Source organism: Pseudomonas sp. S3_G06 (assembly GCF_054667565.1).
Genome location: NZ_CP162738.1, coordinates 3,640,760 through 3,661,621, shown reverse-complemented (window position 1 = coordinate 3,661,621; position 20,862 = coordinate 3,640,760). Strand labels below are relative to the sequence as shown.

Below are 20,862 nucleotides of genomic sequence, written 5' to 3'. Positions count from 1 at the left end.
TTTTCCGGCAGGAGCGGTTTCATGATTGCGGGCAGTATGGTGGCACTGGTCACTCCCATGGATGCACAAGGGCGTCTTGACTGGGACAGCCTCAGCAAACTCGTGGACTTCCACCTCAAGAACGGCACCCATGCCATCGTCGCCGTCGGTACTACCGGCGAGTCGGCCACCCTTGATGTAGAAGAGCACATCGCCGTCATCAAAGCCGTGGTCAAACAGGTTGCCGGGCGCATTCCGGTCATCGCCGGCACCGGCGCCAATTCGACCCGCGAAGCCGTCGAGCTGACCCGCAACGCCAAGGCCGCCGGCGCCGATGCCTGCCTGCTGGTGGTTCCTTATTACAACAAGCCGACCCAGGAAGGCCTGTACCAGCACTTCAAGCACATCGCTGAAGCGGTCGACATTCCGCAGATTCTCTACAACGTTCCCGGCCGCACCTCCTGCGACATGCAGGCCGAGACGGTGATTCGCCTGTCCACCGTGCCGAACATCATCGGCATCAAGGAAGCCACCGGCGACCTCAAGCGCGCCAAAGCGATCATCGATGGCGTGAGCAAGGATTTCATCGTGCTGTCCGGCGATGATCCGACCGCTGTCGAGCTGATCCTGCTGGGCGGCAAAGGCAACATCTCGGTCACCGCCAACGTCGCCCCGCGCGAAATGGCTGACCTGTGCGAGGCCGCGCTGAAGGGCGACGCCGATACCGCACGCGCAATCAACGAAAAACTGATGCCGCTGCACAAGGACCTGTTCATCGAAGCCAACCCGATTCCGGTGAAGTGGGCTTTGGTCGAAATGGGCCTGATGCACGAAGGCATCCGCCTGCCACTGACCTGGCTGAGCACCCCTTGTCATGAAACGCTGCGCTCGGCCCTGCGCCAGTGCAACGTCCTGGTTTAATTGAGGAAGTACAACGCATGAAGCGAATGGCCGGACTTTCCGCACTTGCCTTGATTATCTCCAGCACCAGTGGCTGCGGATGGGTCTGGGGGCCGGAAGGTTATTTCCGCGACCGTGGAAGCGATTACCTGCAAGCGCAACAGACTGCACCGATGCAATTGCCACCGGATGTGAGCACTGCCAAACGTCTCGATCCGCTGTTGCCGATCCCGCGCAACGTGGCCGATGACACCGCGACGGGCGAGTACGTTGTGCCGCGTCCTCAGCCGCTTTCGGCGGTTGCCGACGCAACTGATTACTCGCTGCAGAAGAGCGGTGATTCGCGTTGGGTCGTGGCTCAGCACCCGCCGGCCGAAGTCTGGCCAGTGGCGCTGCAGTTCTTCCAGGACAACGGTTTCCGTCTGGATGAACAGCGTCCGCAGACCGGTGAGTTCACCACCACCTGGCAGCACTCCGACGAGCTGTCCGCGTCGATGGCCAAGCGCCTGAGTGCGGCCGGTATCGCCAGCGACAGCGAAACCCGCGTGCGTGTGCGCATCGAGCCGGGCGTGCAGCGCAACACCAGTGAGATCTACGTGGTCAGCGCCGAGCGTCCTGCCGGCAGCACGGCCGACGTGGCTTTCACCAACCGTTCGGTCAACACTGGCCTCGACGCTGCGCTGGTCGACGACATGCTCGCGAGCATGAGCCGCACCTCCGAGAAGGGCGGTTCGGTGTCGATGCTGGCCTCGCGTGATTTCGATGCGCCGAGCCGTGTCAGCCTGAACGAAGACGGCAGCGGCAACCCGGTGTTGAACGTCGGTACCGATCTGGACCGCGCCTGGTCGAGCGTCGGCCGTGCGCTGGAACAGGGCGAATGGCGCGTTGAAGACATCAACCGCAGTCTGGGCCTGTACTACATCAACCTGGCCGAAAAAGCCGAGAAGAAAGACGACAAGCCCGGCTTCTTCAGCAGCCTGTTCGGCAGTGCGCCGAGCAAGGAAGAAGTCGAAGCCCGCGCCGAGCGTTATCAGGTTCGCCTGAGCAAGGTGGGCGAGAACATCCAGGTTACCGTCGAAAAGAACATCAACACCGTCGCGCCGGCCGATGTCGCGCGTAAAGTGTTGAGCGTGATTCAGGACAACCTGGGCTGATCCGATATGCGTTTTGCCGTTCTCGGCAGCGGTAGCCAAGGGAACGGCACGCTGATCGCCAGTGCTGATACGTACGTGCTGGTGGATTGTGGTTTTTCCCTGCGGGAAACCGAAAGACGTCTGTTGCGCCTGGGTGTGCACCCGGCGCAACTGAGCGCGATACTCGTGACCCACGAACATGCCGACCACGTGCATGGCGTGGGTTTGCTGTCTCGGCGCTACAATCTGCCGGTCTACCTCAGTCGCGGCACGTTGCGCGGGATGCGCAAACCGCTTGAACCGGCAGGCTTTCTGGCCGGCGGCGAGCAGCTGCAGATCGGCGCACTGAACGTCGGGGTCATTGCCGTGGCCCACGACGCGCAGGAGCCGACCCAGTACGTTTTCAGCGATCAGGAACAGCGGCGCTTCGGCCTGTTGACCGACCTGGGATCGTTCTGCGAGCGGGTGCTGGATGGCTATCGGGACCTCGATGCATTGATGATCGAGTCGAACCATTGTCGCGACATGCTGGCCCGTGGTCACTACCCGTACTTTCTCAAGCAGCGGGTAGGCGGCGAACGCGGACATCTGAACAACCATCAGGCGGCATTCCTGGTGGCCGAGTTGGGCTGGCAGGGTTTGCAACACCTGGTGCTGGCCCATCTGAGCAGCAAGAACAACCTGCCGCAGCTGGCCCGGCAATGTTTTGTCGACACCCTCGGGTGCGACCCGGACTGGCTGCAACTGGCCGATCAAGATTCAGGGCTCGACTGGCGCCACATCGCCTAGCCCACCTACTTAGCAAGCGGAGCCCATCATGGAAAAACGTGAAGAACTCTACCGCGGCAAAGCCAAATCGGTTTACAAGACCGACGACGCTGACCGCTTGATCCTGCTGTTTCGCAACGACACTTCGGCGTTCGACGGCAAGCGCATCGAACAGCTCGATCGCAAAGGTATGGTGAACAACAAGTTCAACGCTTTCATCATGCAGAAGCTCGAAGCGGCCGGCGTGCCGACCCAGTTCGACAAACTGCTGGGCGACAACGAATGCCTGGTGAAGAAGCTCGACATGATCCCGGTCGAATGCGTCGTGCGTAACTATGCCGCCGGCAGCCTGGTCAAGCGTCTGGGCGTCGAGGAGGGCATGAAGCTCAACCCGTACACCTTCGAACTGTTCTTGAAGGACGACGCCAAGGGCGACCCGTTCATCAACGAATCCCACGTTGTGGCGTTCGGTTGGGGCACCGCTGAGCAACTGGCGCGCATGAAGGAACTGTCGCTCAAGGTCAACGAAGTCCTGAGCAAACTGTTCGACGACGCCGGCCTGCTGCTGGTCGACTTCAAGCTTGAATTCGGCGTGTTCAGCGACGGCTCGATCGTCCTCGGCGACGAGTTCAGCCCGGACGGCTGCCGTCTGTGGGACAAGGACACCAAGAAGAAGATGGACAAGGACCGCTTCCGGCAAGGCCTCGGTGACGTCATCGAAGCCTACGAAGAAGTCGCCGCTCGTCTGGGCGTACCGCTTTAATCGACGCAAGCATCTGATAGCACGGAAAAAATTTCGTTTGGGGGGTTCGCAACCAACGAAAGTGTTGTTATGATGCGCGCCGTTGGAGAGATGCCAGAGTGGCCGAATGGGACGGATTCGAAATCCGTTGTACCTTCACCGGTACCTAGGGTTCGAATCCCTATCTCTCCGCCATTATTGAACAAGACGAAGCCCCCGTAATCATTGATGATTACGGGGGCTTTTTCGTTTCTGGCGTTTTGTTCGTTACGCTTTTCGGGTACAACCTGCCGACTGCATAAAAGGAACAGCTCGATGAGTGAAGTTCAGCCGTTGGCGGGGGATGACGATGTGAAGCCGCAGGCCGTGAGTCTGCGCGTGGCGTTCTGGTTCTGGTTGAAGCTGGGCTTTATCAGTTTCGGCGGGCCGGCCGGGCAGATTTCGATCATGCACCAGGAGTTGGTCGAGCGGCGACGCTGGATTTCCGAGCGGCGTTTTCTGCATGCCTTGAACTATTGCATGTTGCTGCCCGGGCCTGAGGCGCAGCAGTTGGCGACTTACATTGGCTGGCTGATGCATCGGAGCTGGGGCGGGATTGTGGCCGGGGCGTTGTTCGTGTTGCCTTCGCTGTTCATCCTGATTTTCCTGTCGTGGCTCTATATCGCCTTCGGTGAAGTGCCGGTGGTCGCCGGGCTGTTTTACGGGATCAAGCCTGCGGTGACGGCCATTGTCGTGCAGGCGGCGCATCGCATCGGTTCGCGGGCGCTGAAGAACAATTGGCTGTGGGCGATTGCGGCGGCGTCGTTTACCGCAATTTTTGCGTTCAATGTGCCGTTCCCGTTGATCGTGCTGGGCGCGGCGGTGATTGGCTATTTCGGCGGTCGCCTGGCGCCGGAGAAATTCAGGGCCGGCGGGCATAGCGCAGCGAAGAAGTCTTTCGGCACGGCGTTGATCGACGACGACACGCCAACCCCAGCCCATGCCCGTTTCAGCTGGACGAAACTGGCCACGCTCGCCGTGATTGGCGCCGCGCTGTGGGCGTTGCCGATGGGGGTATTGACCGCGCTATTCGGCTGGCAGGGCACGTTGACGCAAATGAGCTGGTTCTTCACCAAGGCAGCGCTGCTCACCTTCGGTGGAGCTTATGCGGTGCTGCCCTATGTCTATCAAGGTGCGGTCGGTCACTACGGCTGGCTGACCCCGACGCAGATGATCGACGGCTTGGCGCTGGGCGAAACCACGCCCGGGCCGCTGATCATGGTGGTGGCGTTTGTCGGTTTTGTCGGCGCTTATGTGACGCAGGTGTTCGGCGCCGATCAGGTGTTTCTCGCCGGAGCGGTCGCTGCCGCACTGGTGACGTGGTTCACCTTTCTGCCTTCCTTCCTGTTCATCCTCGCCGGCGGCCCGCTGGTGGAGTCAACGCACGACGAACTCAAATTCACCGCCCCACTGACCGCGATTACCGCTGCGGTGGTCGGGGTGATTCTCAATCTGGCGTGTTTCTTCGGCTACCACGTGCTCTGGCCGCAAGGCTTCAGCGGCAGCCTGGACTGGCCCTCGGCGTTGATCGCCATTGCGGCGGCCATTGCGCTGTTTCGCTTCAAACGCGGAGTGATTCAGGTGTTGCTGGGCTGTGCGTTGGTTGGGTTGGTGGTGCATTTGCTGCGTTAGTGATCGCGGCGCTGGAAATCGAATCGCGCGCTGGAGACTCGATTCCGGCCATAAGTTCCGGTCATTCCAGTGCGAATATCCCCAGCGGTATAGCCCCGTTTCGCTTGTTCGCGCGGTTCAAACCATTTGTCCTGTCACCGCAAATTTTTTGAAATTTCCGCAACGACAATGCTTCACAAAAGGGTAGGCAAACTTTTACCCAGAACTTGCCACGCTTACCCGACTGAGGAGATTTGTCATGTTTCTACATAACAAGCGACTTCAATACACCGTTCGTGTCGCCGAGCCCAATCCGGGGCTGGCCAATCTGTTGCTCGAGCAGTTTGGCGGCGCACAAGGTGAACTGGCGGCGGCTTCGCGCTATTTCACTCAAGCCTTGGCCGAGGACGATCCGGGACGCAAAGACCTGCTGATGGATATCGCCACTGAAGAACTCAGCCACCTGGAAATCATTGGCTCGATCATCGTCATGCTCAACAAGGGCGCGAAAGGCCGGATGGCCGAAGGCGTCGAGCAGGAGGGCGAGTTGTATCGTTCGCTCAATGGCAACGGCAATGACTCGCACATCACCAGCCTGCTCTACGGTGCCGGTTCGCCGCTGACCAACTCTGCCGGTGTGCCATGGACGGCGGCGTACGTCGATACCATCGGTGAGCCGACCGCCGACATGCGTTCCAACATCGCTGCTGAGGCACGGGCGAAGATTGTTTATGAGCGCTTGATGAACGTGACCGATGACCCCGGCGTGAAAGAGGCACTGGGCTTTCTGATGACCCGTGAGATCGCCCACCAGTTGTCGTTCGAAAAAGCCCTGCATTCGATTCAGCCAAACTTCCCGCAAGGCAAGCTGCCCGGCATGCCTGAGTTCACCAACGTCTACTTCAACATGTCACAAGGCACTGAAAGCATGCGCGGCCCGTGGAATCAGGGCGACGATTGGGAGTTCGTCGAAAGCCCAACGCCGGCGGTCGACGGCGGCGATGGCCTGGCCACCGTGCAACTGGACAGCGCCGACGAAACGCTGCTGGAAAACATGAAAATGCGCACCATGTCCGACCCCAACAGCGAGCCGGTCACCGGTGCGGATCTGGGCTCCGGCGTGCAGGCCAAGCCTGGTTTGTAAGGCACGCGGGGCGCGCCGGACATCAGGCGGCGCGCCCCGGTTGATCACTGTGAAATCATCCAGAAGAGGACTCGACAATGGCTACTCCACAGGAAAACCTGCTCGACTGGCTGCGTGACGCCCATGCCATGGAGCAACAGGCCGAGCAAATGCTCAAGGCACAATCCAAGCGTCTGGAACATTACCCGCAGCTCAAGGCGCGCATCGATCAGCACATCGAAGAAACCCTTGGCCAGCAGAAACTCATCGACGAATGCCTGCAACGTCTGGGCGGTGAATCCTCGACGATGAAAGACCTGGGCGGCAAATTGATGGCGTTCGGTCAGGCTGTTGGCGGCTCCTTGATGAGCGATGAAGTGATCAAGGGCGCCATGGCCGGCTACGTTTTCGAAAACATGGAGGTCGCCAGCTATACCGTGCTGATCGCAGCGGCGAAAGCGGCGGGGGACACGCAGACGCAGAAGGCCTGCGAACAGATTCTGCCGCAGGAAGTGGCCATGGCTGAATGGCTGCTCAAGCATTTGCCGCAACTGACCGACGCGTTTCTCGAACGCTCGGCGGATCCGGACAAAGAAGCCAAGAAGTAACCATGCCCTCCGGCGTCCGCCTGCCAGACGGGCGGACGCGCTATCAAATTACGGTGCGACCTGCAGCGGCTTGCGCTCGATCTCCACCGGTTGCAAATGACCCAGCCGGTCCAAGTGATAGCGCTGCAGATCCCGCGCCAGAATCAGTTGGCCGTTATACAGCGCCGCCGCTTCACTGCGCACATCTTCGATCGACGGACTCACCGCCGGGTTGGCCTGATAGCGTGCGCTGAAGTGCGTCAGCACCAGGTTGCGCACCCCAGCGGATTCGGCGAAACCGGCGACAGCGGCGGCGCTACTGTGGCCGTAACTGGCTCGAGCGCGGTCGATTGCTGCCTGCACGAATGTCGCTTCATGCACCAGCACGTCCGCCGATTGCGCCACTTCTGCCAGCAGTGCCGGCCGATCGTTGTCGCCGCAGACGATGATGCGCCGATCAGGTCGCGCGCTCAGCAGATAATCGCGAGCGTGCAGCATCCGCCCGTCAACCTCCACGTCCTGACCATGGGCCAACTGACCCCAGAGCGGGCCGCGTTCGATGCCTTCAGCGTCGAGTCGCTGCACGTCGAGACGTGGTTCCGGGTCGGACTCGGTGAAGACATAACCATGACACGGCACACGGTGGGACAACTCGACGGTCTGCACCTGAACGTTGAGGTTGCGCCATTCGGTAAGCGTTTCCACAGCGTGCAGGTTGATCTCGAAAGGCAGATGCGATTGCGTCACCTCCAGGCTCATTCTCAGCCACGGCTGCAGCGCCGCCGGCAGAATTATGTCCAGCGGCCGCGTGCGTCCGGACATGCCGGTGCTCGCCAGCAGACCCGGCAAGCCCAGGCAGTGATCGGCGTGCACATGAGTGATGAAAATCGCCCGCAATTCACTCAGTGACAGCGGCGTGCGCAGCACCTGATGCTGAGTGCCTTCACCGCAATCGATCAGGTACCAGCCCTTGCCGGCAGAGGCGATCAATGCTGTTGCGCTGACGTTGCGCTGGCGGGTCGGCACGCCGGCAGACGTGCCCAGAAACAACAAATCCACGGTGGTTCTCCCTGGCGGATCGGATTTCAGATATTGCGTGCAGTTCTCGGTGAGCTTTCGACAATCAGCGAGGCGATTCGGATCCATCGAAGTACCGGGACAATTCATCGGACACCCGCCGTTGCGGTGTGCGGCCTTGGCACTTCGCTCGCTGATGATGGTCACAGCGAAACGGAGTCACTTAGCGGAGGCCAACTTGCCCAGAAAATCCAGGCCGATCGTCGACCGCGCCGATGCGGCGACCCTTTCGCAAGAACGCAAAGATGTGTTTTTCGCGGCGGTGCAGGTCAGCCGTATGGCCATGATTGTCACCGATCCAGCGCAGCCCGACGATCCCATCATTTTTGCCAACAATGCGTTTCTTGAACTCAGCGGCTACGAGCTGGAAGAAGTGCTCGGGCGCAACTGCAGGTTTCTGCAAGGCGAGCAGACTGATCGTTCCGTCTTGCAACAGGTCAAGCAAGCGCTCAAACATCAACACGAAACCTGCGTGGAGGTACTCAACTATCGCAAGGATGGCTCGTCGTTCTGGAACGAGCTGTTTATCGCGCCACTATTCAACGAGCGCGGGCAACTGGTGTATTTCTTCGCCTCGCAAATGGACGTCAGCCGCCGACGCGACGCCGAGGACGGTTTGCGCTACAGCGAGAACATGGAAGCGCTGGGCCAGTTGACCGGTGGCATCGCTCACGATTTCAACAATCTGTTGCAAGTGATGATCGGCTACATCGAGCTGATCCAGCACACCGCCAAGCGGCCGAGCATTGATCCGCAACGCATCGTGGTCGGCGCCGGCCACGCTCGCGCGGCGGCGGAAAAAGCACGTTTGCTGACCCAGCATCTGCTGGCATTCTCCCGCCGACAACGGCTCGAAGGCCGGGTGATCAATCTCAATGCCTTGCTTGAGCGCTCTACGCTGCCGACGCATGAATCCGCCGATCTGGAACCGCGATTCGAACTGGCCGAGGACTTGTGGAACTGCCGGCTCGACCCGGCGCAGGCCGAGATGGCGCTGAATCATCTGCTGTCCAATGCCCGCGATGCGTTGGGGCAGCAGCAACAGCCGGTGATCACCGTGCAGACCCGCAACGTCGTTGCCCCGGACGCGACCGATCCACATCAGGGCGGACTGGCGGCGGGGCGTTACGTCTGCATCGCGATCGCCGATAACGGCGTGGGCATTGCCGCCGACGATCTCGACAAGGTCATGGAGCCGTTCTACACCACGAAAGAGGAAGGTAGCGGCGCTGGCCTCGGGCTATCGATGGTCTATGGCTTCGTCAAGCAATCCGGCGGCGTGGTCAAAATCGAATCGACGCCGGGGCTCGGTACCACGGTGCGCCTGTTCTTCCCGGCGGATGACAGTCAGCTATCGACACCTGGCTCCGCTGAAACCGCAGAAAACCTCAAGGGCACGGAGCGCATCCTGATCGTCGAGGATCGCGCCGAAGTCGCTGAACTGGCGCGCTTCGTACTGTCCGAACAGGGTTACCGGACCACCATCGCTGCAGACGCGAACGAGGCACTGGCGATGTTGCAGACTAGCGATTATGAGCTGGTCTTCACCGATCTGGTCATGCCCGGTGAGATGAACGGGCTGGCACTGGCGCGGGAAATCAGCCAGCGCTATCCGGCCATGCAGATCCTGCTGACGACCGGCTACTGCGCGGACGAGTCGACGCCCAATGAGCTGGCTGACAATGAGTTCGAATTGATCGCCAAGCCCTACGCGCCGGTGGATCTGTTGCGCAAGCTGCGCTCGATGCTCGGCTGAAAAAACGAACTGTCAGTGAACGTTCGGCGTCCATCCTTAAGACCACATTGAGCAACCAGTGAGGGGACGATCCCCGAGGAGATGTTTGCTATGAGTGATTATCCGATGGACGAAACCGATTCCGATCACCGCAACCGCCAGTTCGGCCAGGCGCTGGGACTGGACGCTGACGAGGTGGAGTCGTGGGTCAGTGCAATCGAAGAGGACGGCAGCGGCATGGGCTATGTTGTGCATTTTTCCAGCGAAACGCCGGTGGACGTACTGGCCAAGGTGCAAGGACTGGGCGATGACCTGATGATCAACATCGGGCCGATCGACTGAGCATCAGGGAGAACGGTTCATGCAGGAGCAACCTTTGGTGGTGATAAGCGGCGCCAGTGCTGGCGTGGGTCGCGCGGTGGCTCATCGATTTGCCGCTGGGGGCTACCGCATCGGCCTGTTGGCGCGTGATCCGGCGGGACTGGCCACCACGCAAGCAGAGCTGCAAGCGTATGGCGTTCAGGTCGAAACGGTTAGCGTCGATGTCGCCGATGCGCTCGCCGTGCAAGAGGCCGCGCAGCAACTGGAAGCCACGCTTGGGCCGCTGGCGGTGTGGGTCAACGCGGCGATGGTCACGGTGCTCTCGCCGATAGAACAATTGTCCGCCGCCGAGATCGAGCGCGTCACTCAGGTGACCTATCTCGGTACGGTTCATGGCACCTTGGCGGCGCTGTCGTTGATGCGTCCGCGCAACAAGGGCCTGATCATCCAGGTCGGCTCGGCACTGGCCTATCGCGCCATTCCGTTGCAGGCCGCCTATTGCGGGGCGAAGTTCGCTGTGCGCGGTTTTACTGATTCATTGCGCTGTGAGTTGCTGCATGAACGCAGCCATATTCGCGTGTGCATGGTGCAATTACCGGCGATCAATACCCCGCAGTTCGATTGGGCACGCAACAAATTGCCCAAGCGTCCACAACCGGTGCCACCGATTCACGACCCCGATGTGGCAGCACGGGCAATTTTCAGTGTGGCAAAGCATCCGCCGCGAGAGTTGTGGCTGGGGTGGTCGACGATCAAAGCGATTGTCGGCCAGTCGGTTATGCCCGGCCTGCTCGACCGTTTGATGGCGCGAAGTGCATGGTCCGGTCAGCAGACCAATGAGCCTGAAGACAACGAGCACCCGGACAACCTGTTCGAAGCGCAGCCGGATCGGCATCAGACCCGTGGCCGCTTTATCGGCCGCTCAAAGGACGCGGCGCTGGCCTTGACTTCGACCCAAGTGCTGGCGGTATCGGCAGTAATTGCCGTACTGGTGGCCGTGGTTCTATTACAGCTTTGATTGTTCCCCCGGTTGGTCAGGGGTTGACGGATTTCAGTGCGCCAGCGGAGGGCTTGAGTTTTTCCTGCAGGTCGCGGGCAGCTTTTGCCTGTTTCTCGATGTCCGGCAACGCGGATTGGGCGAAAGCCTTGAGCTGCGGATTTTGTGATGACAGCGCTTCTTTCTTGAACAGCATCAGCTTTTGCTCAAGGGTTTCGGCTTGGCTGTCGATGTAAATGCGGTCGAAGGAGTCATCCCTTGATTCAAGGCGTAGCTGCTTGGCTTTGGATGCCACGGAGGGTTCGGCGGGAACCGCCATCTGCTGGCTTTGCCCCAGCTGCCTGATTTGTTTATCGAAACGCTCATGGTCGGCGATCATTTGTCTGGCGAACGCTTTGACTTCGGGCAAGGCTGCCTTTTCCAAGGCGATGCGCGAACTGTTGTGCTGGAACAGGCTTTGCTGTGCCGCCTCTTCGATGAAGGCGTCGATGGTGTCTGCATGGCCTGGCTGGACGCTCATAGCCAAAACCGCAAGGCAGATCGCGGCGAGTGATTTCATGGCGCGTAACCTCCGCAGCATCGATGGATGGTGGCGGCCCGGGATCGGCTGATGGCTGCTGATAGTGGCCGGGGACGTTGTCGCCTTCGTCGGGCCTGGTGCGTTTCTGCACCTGGACGTCGCTCAGTGAAGCGGTCTTCAATTCGGCGAAAGCGGTCTTGACCAGGGTTTCAGCGAGACCCGGATCAAGGGTCTCGCCATCGTGGATCAGCGTGCGGCTTTGCGGCTGGTTGTCGACGATGAAACTGACGAGGTAGCGGTGCTCATGGGACATGGCTGAAATCCTTGGGTGCATGGCAGCAAAAATTGCAGTACATGCACCTTTGATGAACACCGCTGACAAGCATTCAAATAAACCCTTTGAAGGGCGACAGACGGTGCCGCTTTGCAGATGAAAAGGGCGTCGCTCAAATTTCCTTGATCGGCGTCTCGCCCTGTACGGCTTTGATCAGATTGATCACATGCAGGCAATCAGCCTTGTTCACATACGATTCGCCACTGGCCACGGTCTCGTGGTTGCGCGCGCGTAGACGCCAGCGCCATTGGCCTTTGCCAGTGCTCGAGGTGCCTCGGGTTTGTCGGTAGATTTCGAAATACATGGGGTTCGCTCCCTGCGATGGATGTGCGCGCCAACCTGTGTGGCGCATCGACGCAAGCCTAGCGCAGCCGGTTTTTTTGGCTATCGGGGATTTGTTTCCAATCGTTCGCGAATGTTTCTGCAAAAGCCGCTGCATAAACGTTTATGGACGGCATCCCCAACGCCTTTCTACACTGCCGCTATTCCGGGAGCAGGGGCAATGGATGAACCGCAATGAACTACGCAAGGCCGACATCAACCTGATGGTGGTGTTCGAGACCCTGATGCTGGAACGCAACGTGACCCGTGCGGCGGAGAAGCTGTTCCTCGGCCAGCCGACCATCAGTTCGGCACTCAACCGTTTGCGCACGATGCTCAATGATCCGCTGTTCATCCGCGTCGGCCATCGCATGGAACCGACGGCCCGCGCCGAAGACATTTACCGCCATCTCAAACCGGCACTGGATTCACTGTCGGCGGCGCTGAGCCTGACCCGCGATTTCGATCCCGCCACCAGCACCATGACCTTTCGCATCGGCCTGTCCGACGACGTCGAATTCGGCCTGCTGCCGCCGCTGTTGCGCGCGCTGCGCCAGGAAGCACCGAGCGTGGTGTTCGTGGTGCAGCATGTCGATTACTGGCGCATTCCCGACCTGTTGGCCGCCGGTGATATCACCGTCGGCATCAGCCAGACCCGCGGCCTGCCGGCCAACGCCAAACGCAAACTGCTGCGGCACATCCAGCCGAGCATCCTGCGTGCCGATGCCTCTGCTACACCGCTGACCCTCGACGAATATTGCGCTCGCCCGCATGTGCTGGTGTCGCACACGGCCAATGTCAGTGGCTACGCCGATGAGTGGCTGGCGGAACTGGGCCGCACGCGGCAGGTGGTGTTGTCGGTGCCGCAGTACAGCGCACTGCCGGCGTTGCTGGCCGGCACCGACCTGATCGCCAGCCTGCCGGATTACACCGCAGCGGCGATGGCGGCGTCCGGGGCGCTGTTCCAGGAACCGTTTCCGTTCAAGACGCCGACACTGGACCTGTCGATGGTCTGGCTCAGCCACGTCGACAGCGACCCTGCCGAACGCTGGCTGCGCTCGCGGCTCGAAGCATTCATGAGTGAACGGCCAGATGAGCACTACGGTCCCTTGTAGGAGCTGCCGAAGGCTGCGATCTTTTGATCTTGATTGTGAAAAACACAAAATCAAAAGCTCGCAGCCTCGTTTCACTCGACAGCTCCTACAGGGAATGCGTTGAGCCGACTGTGTTATATGTACGCCCCCCGCATCCGCCGACTGGAGATCCGCAATGCCACACCTGCACATGGAATACACCGCCAACCTGACGCAGTTGAACGCTGACATCGCCCTGATCCGGCTCAACAACACGCTGGTCGGCTCCGGTCAGTTCGGCGCGGAGTTCGACATCAAGAGCCGCGCGATCAAGATCGACAACTTCAAGGTCGGCACGGCGCAGGGTGAGCGCGCCTTCGTCCATGTGAAACTGGCCTTGCTCAGCGGGCGCTCGGCGGAGATCAAGAAGCAGCTCTCGCAAAGCCTGTTGGCGGTGTTGCAGGAACTCTGCGAATGGCCAGCCGGGCTCGAAGTGCAACTGTGCGTCGAATTGCTCGACATCGATCGCGAGTCCTACAGCAAAGCCGCTATCGGCGTCTGACCCTCAGGCGTTTTCCAGCTCGCTGCACACTTGAATCACCTGCTCGCGCAGCCAGACGTTGGCGCTGTCCTGATCGGCGTTCTGGCTCCACTGCATGTCGAGGGTGAAACCCGGCAAGCCATTGGGCGCCTCGCAGTGGTTGAACACCGCGTCGTTGGTCAGCAAACGCTGGATACGCCGGGGCAGGGTGAGGATGAAGTCGGTGCCGGTGATCATCTTCAACGCGGCGCTGTAGCTGTTCGATCGCGCGACAATCTGACGTTTTTGCGCTTGCCGCGCCAGCCAGCCGTCGACCATGTTGGTGCTCGAGGTCCACGGCGTCGGGAACACATGCCGACGTTCGGTGAATGCTTGCAGGCTCAGGCGCGGCTCCAGTGGCGTGGCGCGTTTGTCGAAGACGCAGACCAGGTCATCTTCAAGCAACATCCGTGATTTCAGATCCGCATGCTGGCGGTGAAAGTGCGGGCCGAAACTGATCACCAGATCGAGGCTGCCGTCGCGCAACTCTTCGGCCGGCACATCGGTTTCAAACTTGTGCATGTTGACCATCACCGGCAAGTCATCGAAGTCGAAGCGCTTCAACAGTCGCGGCAGAATCAGTTGTTCGAAGTATTCCGGTGCGCAAATGTTGAAAGTCACCGCCTGCCGGCTCGGGTCGAAGGCCGGGGCACCGGCGTGGCAGAGGTTGATGCTTTCGAGGATTTTCTGCACATGGCCGTACATGCTGCAGGCCTTGTAGGTCGGGCGCATGCCGGTGCGGGTGTTGATGAACAGTTCGTCTTCGAAACTGGTGCGCAGTTTCTTCAGGCAATAACTGACGGTGGACTGGCTGACGAACAGGGTTTCCGAGACATCGGTGACACTGCTTTGCTCGTACACGGCGACGAATACCATCAAGTCCTGCATGTCGAGCTTGCGAAGCAAATTACTGTTCAGCATGAGTTCCGTCTCGCTGTGCCCCCTTGCGCAGAATTCGCGCAAACGTGTGCGTACGATCCTAACGGAACGATGGTGCCAGGAGAAACCCTTGTAGGACATTTCACGGACACATGTGGGACAGAAACTTCTAGCAACACGACGTTGCCAATCTCGTGCGCAAAAGATGGCCAGAGGCCTCTAGCCCGGGCGAGGGAAGTAGCGCGCGTAGTGGCGAGGGTCGAAGCGCGTCACCATCAGCAGCATGATCACCATCACCGCCGTCAACGCCCACCACGCGCCTTCGAAACTGCCCAGCCGATCGCGAATCATCCCTGCCAACAGCGGCGACAGTCCTGCGATCAGATAACCGATCCCCTGTACAAACGCGGTCAGGCCACCGGCGCGCTGCGGCTCGTCGCAATGATCCAGCGCGACGATCAGGCTCATCGGAAACAGACCGCCAATCCCCAGGCCCAACAGACAAGGCCACAGCAGGGCCAAATATTGCGGGACGAGTATCAGCCCGCAGAAACCGCCGATGATCAGCAACAGCAGAACCGCCAATATCCCACGCCGGTCACGGCTGCGATTGGCGATCGCCGGCACTGCCAGGCCGGAAATGACCTCCATCGCTGTAAGAAAACCCAACAGCAGCCCGGCGTTCTGTTCACTCCAGCCTTTTTCCACGTAATACGGGGCAAGCCAGGCGAGGACGCAGGTGTAGGACGCCGTACCGAGGCCAAAGAACATCGCCAGCAACCAGGCGCGCGGGCGGGTGATGAAAGACTCCCGCCGAGTCACCCTAGATATGGCTTGCGCGGGCTGCAAGCACCAGACCAGCAAGGCGACCAATGCCAACGCGGCCCAGATGGCCAGCCCCACGCGCCAACTGCCAGCCTGCGCCATCACCAGCGGCGCGAACGATGCGGCAATCGCCGCGCCGCCCATGATCGACGTGACGTAGACGCCCATGCACAACGCCACGTTGTCAGCAAAGCGCGTCTTGATCAGCGCCGGCATCAATGCCTGAATCAGGGCTATGCCAACGCCGGCCAGTATCGCGCTGACGATCAGCTCGGCCGCCGAATCGATAAACAGCCGTGACAGGCTCGCCAGTCCGATGACCAACAGCGACAGCAGCACCGTGCGTTGTTCGCCCAGGCGCCGGCTGATGCCCAGGCCGAAGAACATCGCCAGCCCCATGGCCATCACCGGCAGCATCGTCAGCAGAGAGGCAAGCGTGAAGCTCAACGGTATATCGCCACGGATCGCCGACAGCAGCGGCCCGATGGCTGCCATTGATGGGCGCAGATTAAGTGCGACAAGGATGATCGCGAGCATCAGCCAAGCGGCGGGGCGGGTGTGATTCATCAGCGGGCCTTCGAATGCAGGGGCTGATGATTAGGCGTCGCGATGCGCGCATCGGCAAATCAGAAAACCCCGGGCCAGACCTAAAAACTCGATAACACCCATGTGCCCTGTGGGAGCGAGCCTGCTCGCGAATGCGTTTCTCCAGACAAATAACTATTCGCTGACACTGCGCTTTCGCGAGCAGGCTCGCTCCCACAGAGGACATTGCGAAGTGCCTGAAACTGAATAAAACCTGAACCATTCTCAAATACTCGCAAACTTTCACGTTCGTACTCCGAGGCAACTAATCATTAGCATCTTTTTCACGAAAAATTGATCCATGGCTGCCTAAAGTTTGGCATGCCTCGGTGAATGAAATTTTCACAATCGACGAGGCTCTTCTTTCAGGAACAGTCACTCATCATGTTGAAGTTAAAAGCCGTGCGCCCGGAATGGGTGACGTTGTTTGCCAGCGCCTTTTTATTGCTCGGTTTCAATCTGGTGCTTTGGCAACATTTGTTCGAGATCACCGCCGCCGATGGCAAGGGCATCGCCATGCGCGTGGCCTTCGCTGTGATGATCTTTGCCGCGTTCAATATCGTGCTGACGTTATTCGCTTTTCGGCCACTGCTTAAACCACTGTTGACCCTGTTGTTTTTAGTCAGCGCCGGCGTGGCTTATTTCATGAGCCAATATGGTGTGATGATCGACGCCGGCATGTTGCGCAACTTTGCCGAGACCAACGTCACGGAAGTGCGTGATCTGCTCTCGTTGAAGTTGTTTGCTTATATTATCTTGCTGGGTATTTTGCCGTGTTTGTTGTTGTGGAAAGTTCCGGTCAGTTATCGGCGCTGGCATCGCGAGTTGTTCAGCAAAGTTATTGTCAGTGTTGCCTCGGCAGCGGTGATCGGTGTTGTCGCATTGGCCAACTATCAAGGCTTGTCGTCGCTGTTTCGCAATCACCACGAAATTCGCCTGATGCTGGTGCCGAGCAATTACATCGGCGCATCCATTGGTTATCTGCAAGAGCAAGTGGTCTCGGCGCAGCAGCCGTTCATCAAGATCGGCGAAGATGCCCAGCGCAATCCCGACCTGCAGCTACAGCCACGCAAATCCCTCACGGTGCTGGTGGTGGGGGAGAGTGCGCGGGCGCAGAACTTCGGCATTCTCGGTTATGACCGCGACACCACCCCGCAACTGGACAAGGAAGCGGGGCTGATCGCTTTCACTGACGTGCATTCCTGCGGCACGGAAACCGCAGTCTCGGTACCGTGCATGTTCTCCAACATGGGCCGCAAGGATTACAACGCCAGCAAGGCCAAGAATGAAGAAGGCTTGCTCGACGTACTCAAGCGTGCCGGCATCGATGTGATCTGGCGCGATAACCAGTCCGGCTGCAAAGGCACTTGCGACCGCGTCACGGTGCAGGATGTCAGCAAGTTGCAGGATCCTGCGTTATGCGCCAACAGCGAATGTCGCGATGAAATTCTCCTGCAAGGCCTGCAAAGTTTCATCGATCATCTGGACAAGGACACCGTGCTGGTTCTGCACCAGATGGGCAGTCATGGCCCGGACTACTTCAAGCGTTATCCCAAGGAGTACGAACACTTCACTCCGGTCTGTGAAAGTAACGCGCTGAACAATTGCAGCCGCGAAAGTATCGTCAACGGTTACGACAACACTTTGGTCTACACCGACCATGTGCTGGCGAGCCTGATCGATGTGCTGCGCAGCAATCAGGACAAAGTCGACACCGCCATGCTTTATCTGTCGGATCACGGTGAATCGCTGGGCGAGTACAACCTGTTTTTGCACGGCACCCCGTACATGCTGGCGCCCGAGCAGCAGAAGCATGTAGCGATGCTGGCGTGGTTCTCCGACAGCTATCAGAAAGCCTATGCGGTCGATACCCATTGCCTGCAAATGAGCCGGGACAAGCCGCTGAGTCAGGACAACCTGTTCCACTCGATGCTCGGTCTGCTGGAAGTGCGCAGCAGCGTGTATCAGCCGGCGCTGGACATGTTTGCCGGTTGTCGCGGCGCGGTGATCGACGGCGTGTTGGCCAAGCAGTGAAGCGTTTCCTGCCCGTCGCGCCAATGCGACGGGCCTTTCTGTTTCTGCTGTCAGACTATTCTTGCTGACAGGCAAGACATTTCCTTACAGCTCTTGCCCTTCAAAGGCGCGTAAATCGTCGGTGGCGATATATACTGCGCGCCATTCTTCAAGGGAGAGCCGTGTGGCTATCGATATTCACTGGATTCGCGACAACGAAAGCCTCGCGCAGTTTTGCGCCGAGTGGCAGCAGCTGCCGTTCGTTGCCCTCGACACCGAATTCATGCGGGTCGACACCTTCTACCCGATTGCCGGCCTGTTGCAGATCGGCGACGGCAAACGCGCCTACCTGATCGATCCGCTGACCATCAACGCCTGGCAACCGCTGGCCGCGTTGCTGGAAAACCCGGCGGTGCTGAAAGTCCTGCACGCCTGCAGCGAAGACCTCGAAGTGCTGTTGCGCCTGACCGGCAGCCTGCCGGCGCCGCTGTTCGACACGCAACTGGCCGCCGCTTACCTGAACCTCGGCTTTTCGATGGGCTATTCGCGTCTGGTGCAAGAAGTGCTCGGCATCGACCTGCCCAAGGGCGAGACCCGCTCCGACTGGTTGCAGCGTCCGCTGTCCGAAACCCAGATCAGCTATGCCGCCGAAGATGCCGTGCATCTGGCCGAGGTGTTCGTCGAGTTGCGGCCCAAGCTGTCCGACGACAAGTTCGCCTGGGTGCTGGAGGATGGCGCTGAACTGGTTGCCAACCTGCGCCGCGAGACCGATCCGTACGAGGTCTATCGCGAGGCGAAACTGGCGTGGAAGCTGTCCCGAGCGCAACTGGCCGTGCTGCGTGAACTGTGCGCCTGGCGCGAAAAAGAAGCCCGCGCGCGCGACCTGCCGCGCAACCGCATCGTCCGGGAACACTCGCTGTGGCCCCTGGCCCGCACGCAGCCGGATAACCTCGCGGCGCTGGGCAAGATCGAAGACATGCACCCGCGTACCGTACGTCAGGACGGGCAGTTTCTGCTTGATCTGATCAAGCGCTCTGGCAGTGTGGGGCCGGATCAATGGCCGCCGGCAGTGCCCGAGCCGTTGCCGATCGAAGCCGCTGCGTTGATCAAACAACTGCGCGCGCTGGGTCAGGCCGAGGCCGAACGCCTGGGTATTGCCCCGGAACTGATGCTGCGCAAGAAAACCCTCGAAGCCCTGGTCAAAAGCGGCTTCCCCGAGGGTCCTTACCAATTGCCCGATTCGCTGCGTGGCTGGCGCCGCGAATTGCTCGGCCAGAAGCTGCTCGACAGCCTGGCCACCGCCGGAGAACAGCCTTGAAACGTATTTGCTCCATCTACCAAAGCTCCAAGCGCAGCGGCATGTATCTCTACGTGCTCAAGAGCGATGCGCTCGAGCGCGTGCCGGATGCGCTGATGACGGCTTTCGGCAAAGCGAAGCATTCCTTCGATCTGGTGCTGTCGCCCGAGCGCAAGCTGGCCAGCGAAGACATCACCGTGGTTCTGGAAAACCTCGACAAGCAGGGCTATCACCTGCAGATGCCACCGGCTGAGGACGAGTACATCGAGCACTTGCCCGAAGAGTTGCTGCGACGCAACGACCCGGTCTGACCCGCGAGGCCCTGTCCTGGGCCTCGGTTAACCCTGGAACTGTTTTTACCGCGATGGCCGGCCCCAACCCGGCGGCTGTCTGCACGGTTTGCGAAAGGTTTGAAGATGCGCGTTCTGATTGCTGAACACGACCACGCGATATACGCCCGCCTGCTGCGTCAGGCACTGCCCGAGCTTGAAGTCCTGACCAGCGGCGACTCCGCCGAACTGGCGCGGCAGGCCGCCGATTGCCCGGTGTGGCTGGGCCAGCCGGATCTGCTCGCGACCCTGCTGCGCCAGGGCCATCAACCCCAATGGCTGCAATCGACCTGGGCCGGCATCACGCCGCTGCTCGCGGACGGCCTGCGCCGCGACTATCGCCTGACCCGCGCCGTGGGGATTTTCGGTCAGGTCATGGCCGAATACGTGCTGACCTACATCCTCGGCCACGAACGCGAAGTGCTGGCGCGGCTGGTCAGCCAGGTCGAGCGCAAGTGGGACAACCGCAGCGGCCAGAGTCTGGTCGGGCGCAAGGTGCTGATCGTCGGCACCGGTGACATCGGCCAGAGCGTTGCGCAGTTTCTCCTGCCGTTCGGCGTCGAGCTTTATGGCATCGCCAGCAGCGCCCGCGAACAGGCGCCGTTTGTCGAAGTCGCCGCGCTGGCCGATCTTCCGCGATTGGTGGGGGAGGTGGATTACGTGGTCAATCTGCTGCCGAACACCGAACACACCCACGATATCTACGACGCGGCGCTGTTCAAGCAATTCAAACCGACCGGACTGTTCATCAACGCTGGACGCGGTGTGGCAGTGGTCGATGCTGATCTGGTTGAAGCTTTGAAGGAAGGGCATCTGGCCGGCGCGGTGATCGACGTCTGCCGTCAGGAACCATTGCCGCAACGCCATCCGTTCTGGACCGCGTGGGGCTTGTTGCTGACCGGGCACAGTTCGGCACCGACCTCGCCGGCGCTGATGGTGGATTTGTTTGTGCAGAATCTGAAAGCGTATGAGGCGGGTGAGGCGTTGCGTGGGGAAGTGGATTTCACCCGCGGATATTGAGGTGTCATAAAAAGATCGCAGCCTTCGGCAGCTCCTACAGGGGAATGCATTCCAGATGTAGGAGCTGCCGAAGG

The 20,862-nt window shown here is 60.0% G+C and carries 21 protein-coding genes and 1 tRNA gene; 17 read left to right on the top strand and 5 right to left on the bottom strand.

What is annotated here, in order from left to right; genetic code table 11:
- Positions 1-21: 21 nt before the first annotated feature.
- The 8 genes from dapA to AB4N47_RS16360 all read left to right on the top strand — a co-directional run bounded on the left by dapA (position 22) and on the right by AB4N47_RS16360 (position 6,903).
- Positions 22-900: a 4-hydroxy-tetrahydrodipicolinate synthase gene (dapA, locus tag AB4N47_RS16395; protein ID WP_016771265.1), complete on the top strand. Its 879-nt coding sequence runs from the start codon at positions 22-24 to the stop codon at positions 898-900.
- 17 nt (positions 901-917) lie between these two features.
- Complete coding sequence (gene bamC, locus AB4N47_RS16390; protein ID WP_016771264.1) at positions 918-2,033, top strand: outer membrane protein assembly factor BamC; 1,116 nt, start codon at positions 918-920, stop codon at positions 2,031-2,033.
- A 6-nt stretch (positions 2,034-2,039) separates the two neighbouring features.
- The gene (locus tag AB4N47_RS16385; RefSeq protein WP_024012002.1) at positions 2,040-2,801 is read left to right on the top strand and encodes an MBL fold metallo-hydrolase; all 762 of its coding nucleotides are present in this window, start codon (positions 2,040-2,042) and stop codon (positions 2,799-2,801) included.
- 28 nt (positions 2,802-2,829) lie between these two features.
- Entirely contained in the window at positions 2,830-3,543 is a 714-nt protein-coding gene (purC, locus tag AB4N47_RS16380; protein ID WP_016771262.1) for a phosphoribosylaminoimidazolesuccinocarboxamide synthase, read from the top strand.
- 84 nt (positions 3,544-3,627) lie between these two features.
- Positions 3,628-3,717: transfer RNA gene (locus AB4N47_RS16375), tRNA-Ser, on the top strand.
- 120 nt (positions 3,718-3,837) lie between these two features.
- The gene (gene chrA, locus AB4N47_RS16370; RefSeq protein ID WP_341638719.1) at positions 3,838-5,193 is read left to right on the top strand and encodes a chromate efflux transporter; all 1,356 of its coding nucleotides are present in this window, start codon (positions 3,838-3,840) and stop codon (positions 5,191-5,193) included.
- A gap of 238 nt (positions 5,194-5,431) precedes the next feature.
- Complete coding sequence (locus tag AB4N47_RS16365) at positions 5,432-6,316, top strand: manganese catalase family protein (RefSeq protein ID WP_341638720.1); 885 nt, start codon at positions 5,432-5,434, stop codon at positions 6,314-6,316.
- 77 nt (positions 6,317-6,393) lie between these two features.
- Positions 6,394-6,903, top strand: coding sequence for a ferritin-like domain-containing protein (locus AB4N47_RS16360; RefSeq protein ID WP_024012005.1), 510 nt, complete (start codon positions 6,394-6,396; stop codon positions 6,901-6,903).
- Positions 6,904-6,951: 48 nt separating this feature from the next.
- Here the strand turns inward: AB4N47_RS16360 and AB4N47_RS16355 are convergent, their stop codons facing one another.
- Complete coding sequence (locus AB4N47_RS16355) at positions 6,952-7,941, bottom strand: ribonuclease Z (protein WP_460154280.1); 990 nt, start codon at positions 7,939-7,941, stop codon at positions 6,952-6,954.
- Positions 7,942-8,137: 196 nt separating this feature from the next.
- Between AB4N47_RS16355 and AB4N47_RS16350 the strand changes: the two genes are divergently transcribed.
- From AB4N47_RS16350 to AB4N47_RS16340, 3 genes are all read left to right on the top strand, one after another.
- A complete protein-coding gene (locus AB4N47_RS16350) occupies positions 8,138-9,715 on the top strand; it encodes a histidine kinase famiy protein (protein ID WP_341638722.1) in 1,578 nt (525 codons plus the stop codon).
- A 90-nt stretch (positions 9,716-9,805) separates the two neighbouring features.
- Positions 9,806-10,036, top strand: coding sequence for a hypothetical protein (locus AB4N47_RS16345; RefSeq protein ID WP_071174678.1), 231 nt, complete (start codon positions 9,806-9,808; stop codon positions 10,034-10,036).
- Between the two features lie 19 nt (positions 10,037-10,055).
- Positions 10,056-11,033 (top strand): SDR family oxidoreductase, encoded by a 978-nt coding sequence (locus tag AB4N47_RS16340; protein ID WP_341638723.1) that lies wholly within the window; start codon positions 10,056-10,058, stop codon positions 11,031-11,033.
- Positions 11,034-11,049: 16 nt separating this feature from the next.
- Here AB4N47_RS16340 and AB4N47_RS16335 read toward each other — a convergent pair whose 3' ends face one another.
- Together AB4N47_RS16335 and AB4N47_RS16330 are read right to left on the bottom strand one after the other, a co-directional pair.
- Positions 11,050-11,571 carry a DUF4142 domain-containing protein gene (locus AB4N47_RS16335; protein WP_341638724.1) on the bottom strand — a complete coding sequence of 174 codons (522 nt, stop codon included), beginning with the start codon at positions 11,569-11,571 and terminating at the stop codon, positions 11,050-11,052.
- 407 nt (positions 11,572-11,978) lie between these two features.
- On the bottom strand, positions 11,979-12,170 hold the full coding sequence (locus AB4N47_RS16330; RefSeq protein WP_341638725.1) for a YegP family protein: 192 nt from the start codon (positions 12,168-12,170) through the stop codon (positions 11,979-11,981).
- Between the two features lie 202 nt (positions 12,171-12,372).
- Here AB4N47_RS16330 and AB4N47_RS16325 point away from each other — a divergent pair, with 202 nt between their 5' ends.
- A complete protein-coding gene (locus AB4N47_RS16325) occupies positions 12,373-13,302 on the top strand; it encodes a LysR substrate-binding domain-containing protein (RefSeq protein WP_341638726.1) in 930 nt (309 codons plus the stop codon).
- A 154-nt stretch (positions 13,303-13,456) separates the two neighbouring features.
- Positions 13,457-13,822 carry a 5-carboxymethyl-2-hydroxymuconate Delta-isomerase gene (locus tag AB4N47_RS16320; protein WP_016771238.1) on the top strand — a complete coding sequence of 122 codons (366 nt, stop codon included), beginning with the start codon at positions 13,457-13,459 and terminating at the stop codon, positions 13,820-13,822.
- A 3-nt stretch (positions 13,823-13,825) separates the two neighbouring features.
- Here AB4N47_RS16320 and AB4N47_RS16315 read toward each other — a convergent pair whose 3' ends face one another.
- Together AB4N47_RS16315 and AB4N47_RS16310 are read right to left on the bottom strand one after the other, a co-directional pair.
- Positions 13,826-14,761, bottom strand: coding sequence for a LysR family transcriptional regulator (locus tag AB4N47_RS16315; RefSeq protein ID WP_024012014.1), 936 nt, complete (start codon positions 14,759-14,761; stop codon positions 13,826-13,828).
- Positions 14,762-14,938: 177 nt separating this feature from the next.
- Positions 14,939-16,111 carry a cyanate transporter gene (locus AB4N47_RS16310; protein WP_341638727.1) on the bottom strand — a complete coding sequence of 391 codons (1,173 nt, stop codon included), beginning with the start codon at positions 16,109-16,111 and terminating at the stop codon, positions 14,939-14,941.
- A 402-nt stretch (positions 16,112-16,513) separates the two neighbouring features.
- Between AB4N47_RS16310 and AB4N47_RS16305 the strand changes: the two genes are divergently transcribed.
- The 4 genes from AB4N47_RS16305 to AB4N47_RS16290 all read left to right on the top strand — a co-directional run bounded on the left by AB4N47_RS16305 (position 16,514) and on the right by AB4N47_RS16290 (position 20,788).
- Complete coding sequence (locus AB4N47_RS16305) at positions 16,514-18,163, top strand: phosphoethanolamine transferase (protein WP_341638728.1); 1,650 nt, start codon at positions 16,514-16,516, stop codon at positions 18,161-18,163.
- Between the two features lie 163 nt (positions 18,164-18,326).
- On the top strand, positions 18,327-19,460 hold the full coding sequence (rnd, locus tag AB4N47_RS16300) for a ribonuclease D (protein ID WP_024012017.1): 1,134 nt from the start codon (positions 18,327-18,329) through the stop codon (positions 19,458-19,460).
- Positions 19,457-19,750, top strand: coding sequence for a YcgL domain-containing protein (locus AB4N47_RS16295; protein ID WP_016771234.1), 294 nt, complete (start codon positions 19,457-19,459; stop codon positions 19,748-19,750). The genes rnd and AB4N47_RS16295 overlap by 4 nt, the downstream gene beginning before the upstream one ends.
- Before the next feature lie 105 nt (positions 19,751-19,855).
- Positions 19,856-20,788, top strand: a complete 933-nt coding sequence (locus AB4N47_RS16290) for a D-2-hydroxyacid dehydrogenase (RefSeq protein ID WP_341638729.1) — start codon at positions 19,856-19,858, stop codon at positions 20,786-20,788.
- Positions 20,789-20,862 lie beyond the last annotated feature (74 nt).

Excerpts from the sequence above, each read along its gene's own strand:
- dapA (WP_016771265.1), top strand. The coding sequence starts at position 22 with ATGATTGCGGGCAGTATGGTGGCACTGGTCACTCCCATGGATGCACAA.
- bamC (WP_016771264.1), top strand. The coding sequence starts at position 918 with ATGAAGCGAATGGCCGGACTTTCCGCACTTGCCTTGATTATCTCCAGC.
- AB4N47_RS16385 (WP_024012002.1), top strand. The coding sequence starts at position 2,040 with ATGCGTTTTGCCGTTCTCGGCAGCGGTAGCCAAGGGAACGGCACGCTG.
- purC (WP_016771262.1), top strand. The coding sequence starts at position 2,830 with ATGGAAAAACGTGAAGAACTCTACCGCGGCAAAGCCAAATCGGTTTAC.
- chrA (WP_341638719.1), top strand. The coding sequence starts at position 3,838 with ATGAGTGAAGTTCAGCCGTTGGCGGGGGATGACGATGTGAAGCCGCAG.
- AB4N47_RS16365 (WP_341638720.1), top strand. The coding sequence starts at position 5,432 with ATGTTTCTACATAACAAGCGACTTCAATACACCGTTCGTGTCGCCGAG.
- AB4N47_RS16360 (WP_024012005.1), top strand. The coding sequence starts at position 6,394 with ATGGCTACTCCACAGGAAAACCTGCTCGACTGGCTGCGTGACGCCCAT.
- AB4N47_RS16345 (WP_071174678.1), top strand. The coding sequence starts at position 9,806 with ATGAGTGATTATCCGATGGACGAAACCGATTCCGATCACCGCAACCGC.
- AB4N47_RS16340 (WP_341638723.1), top strand. The coding sequence starts at position 10,056 with ATGCAGGAGCAACCTTTGGTGGTGATAAGCGGCGCCAGTGCTGGCGTG.
- AB4N47_RS16335 (WP_341638724.1), bottom strand. The coding sequence starts at position 11,571 with ATGAAATCACTCGCCGCGATCTGCCTTGCGGTTTTGGCTATGAGCGTC.
- AB4N47_RS16330 (WP_341638725.1), bottom strand. The coding sequence starts at position 12,170 with ATGTATTTCGAAATCTACCGACAAACCCGAGGCACCTCGAGCACTGGC.
- AB4N47_RS16325 (WP_341638726.1), top strand. The coding sequence starts at position 12,373 with ATGAACCGCAATGAACTACGCAAGGCCGACATCAACCTGATGGTGGTG.
- AB4N47_RS16320 (WP_016771238.1), top strand. The coding sequence starts at position 13,457 with ATGCCACACCTGCACATGGAATACACCGCCAACCTGACGCAGTTGAAC.
- AB4N47_RS16315 (WP_024012014.1), bottom strand. The coding sequence starts at position 14,761 with ATGCTGAACAGTAATTTGCTTCGCAAGCTCGACATGCAGGACTTGATG.
- AB4N47_RS16310 (WP_341638727.1), bottom strand. The coding sequence starts at position 16,111 with ATGAATCACACCCGCCCCGCCGCTTGGCTGATGCTCGCGATCATCCTT.
- AB4N47_RS16305 (WP_341638728.1), top strand. The coding sequence starts at position 16,514 with ATGTTGAAGTTAAAAGCCGTGCGCCCGGAATGGGTGACGTTGTTTGCC.
- AB4N47_RS16290 (WP_341638729.1), top strand. The coding sequence starts at position 19,856 with ATGCGCGTTCTGATTGCTGAACACGACCACGCGATATACGCCCGCCTG.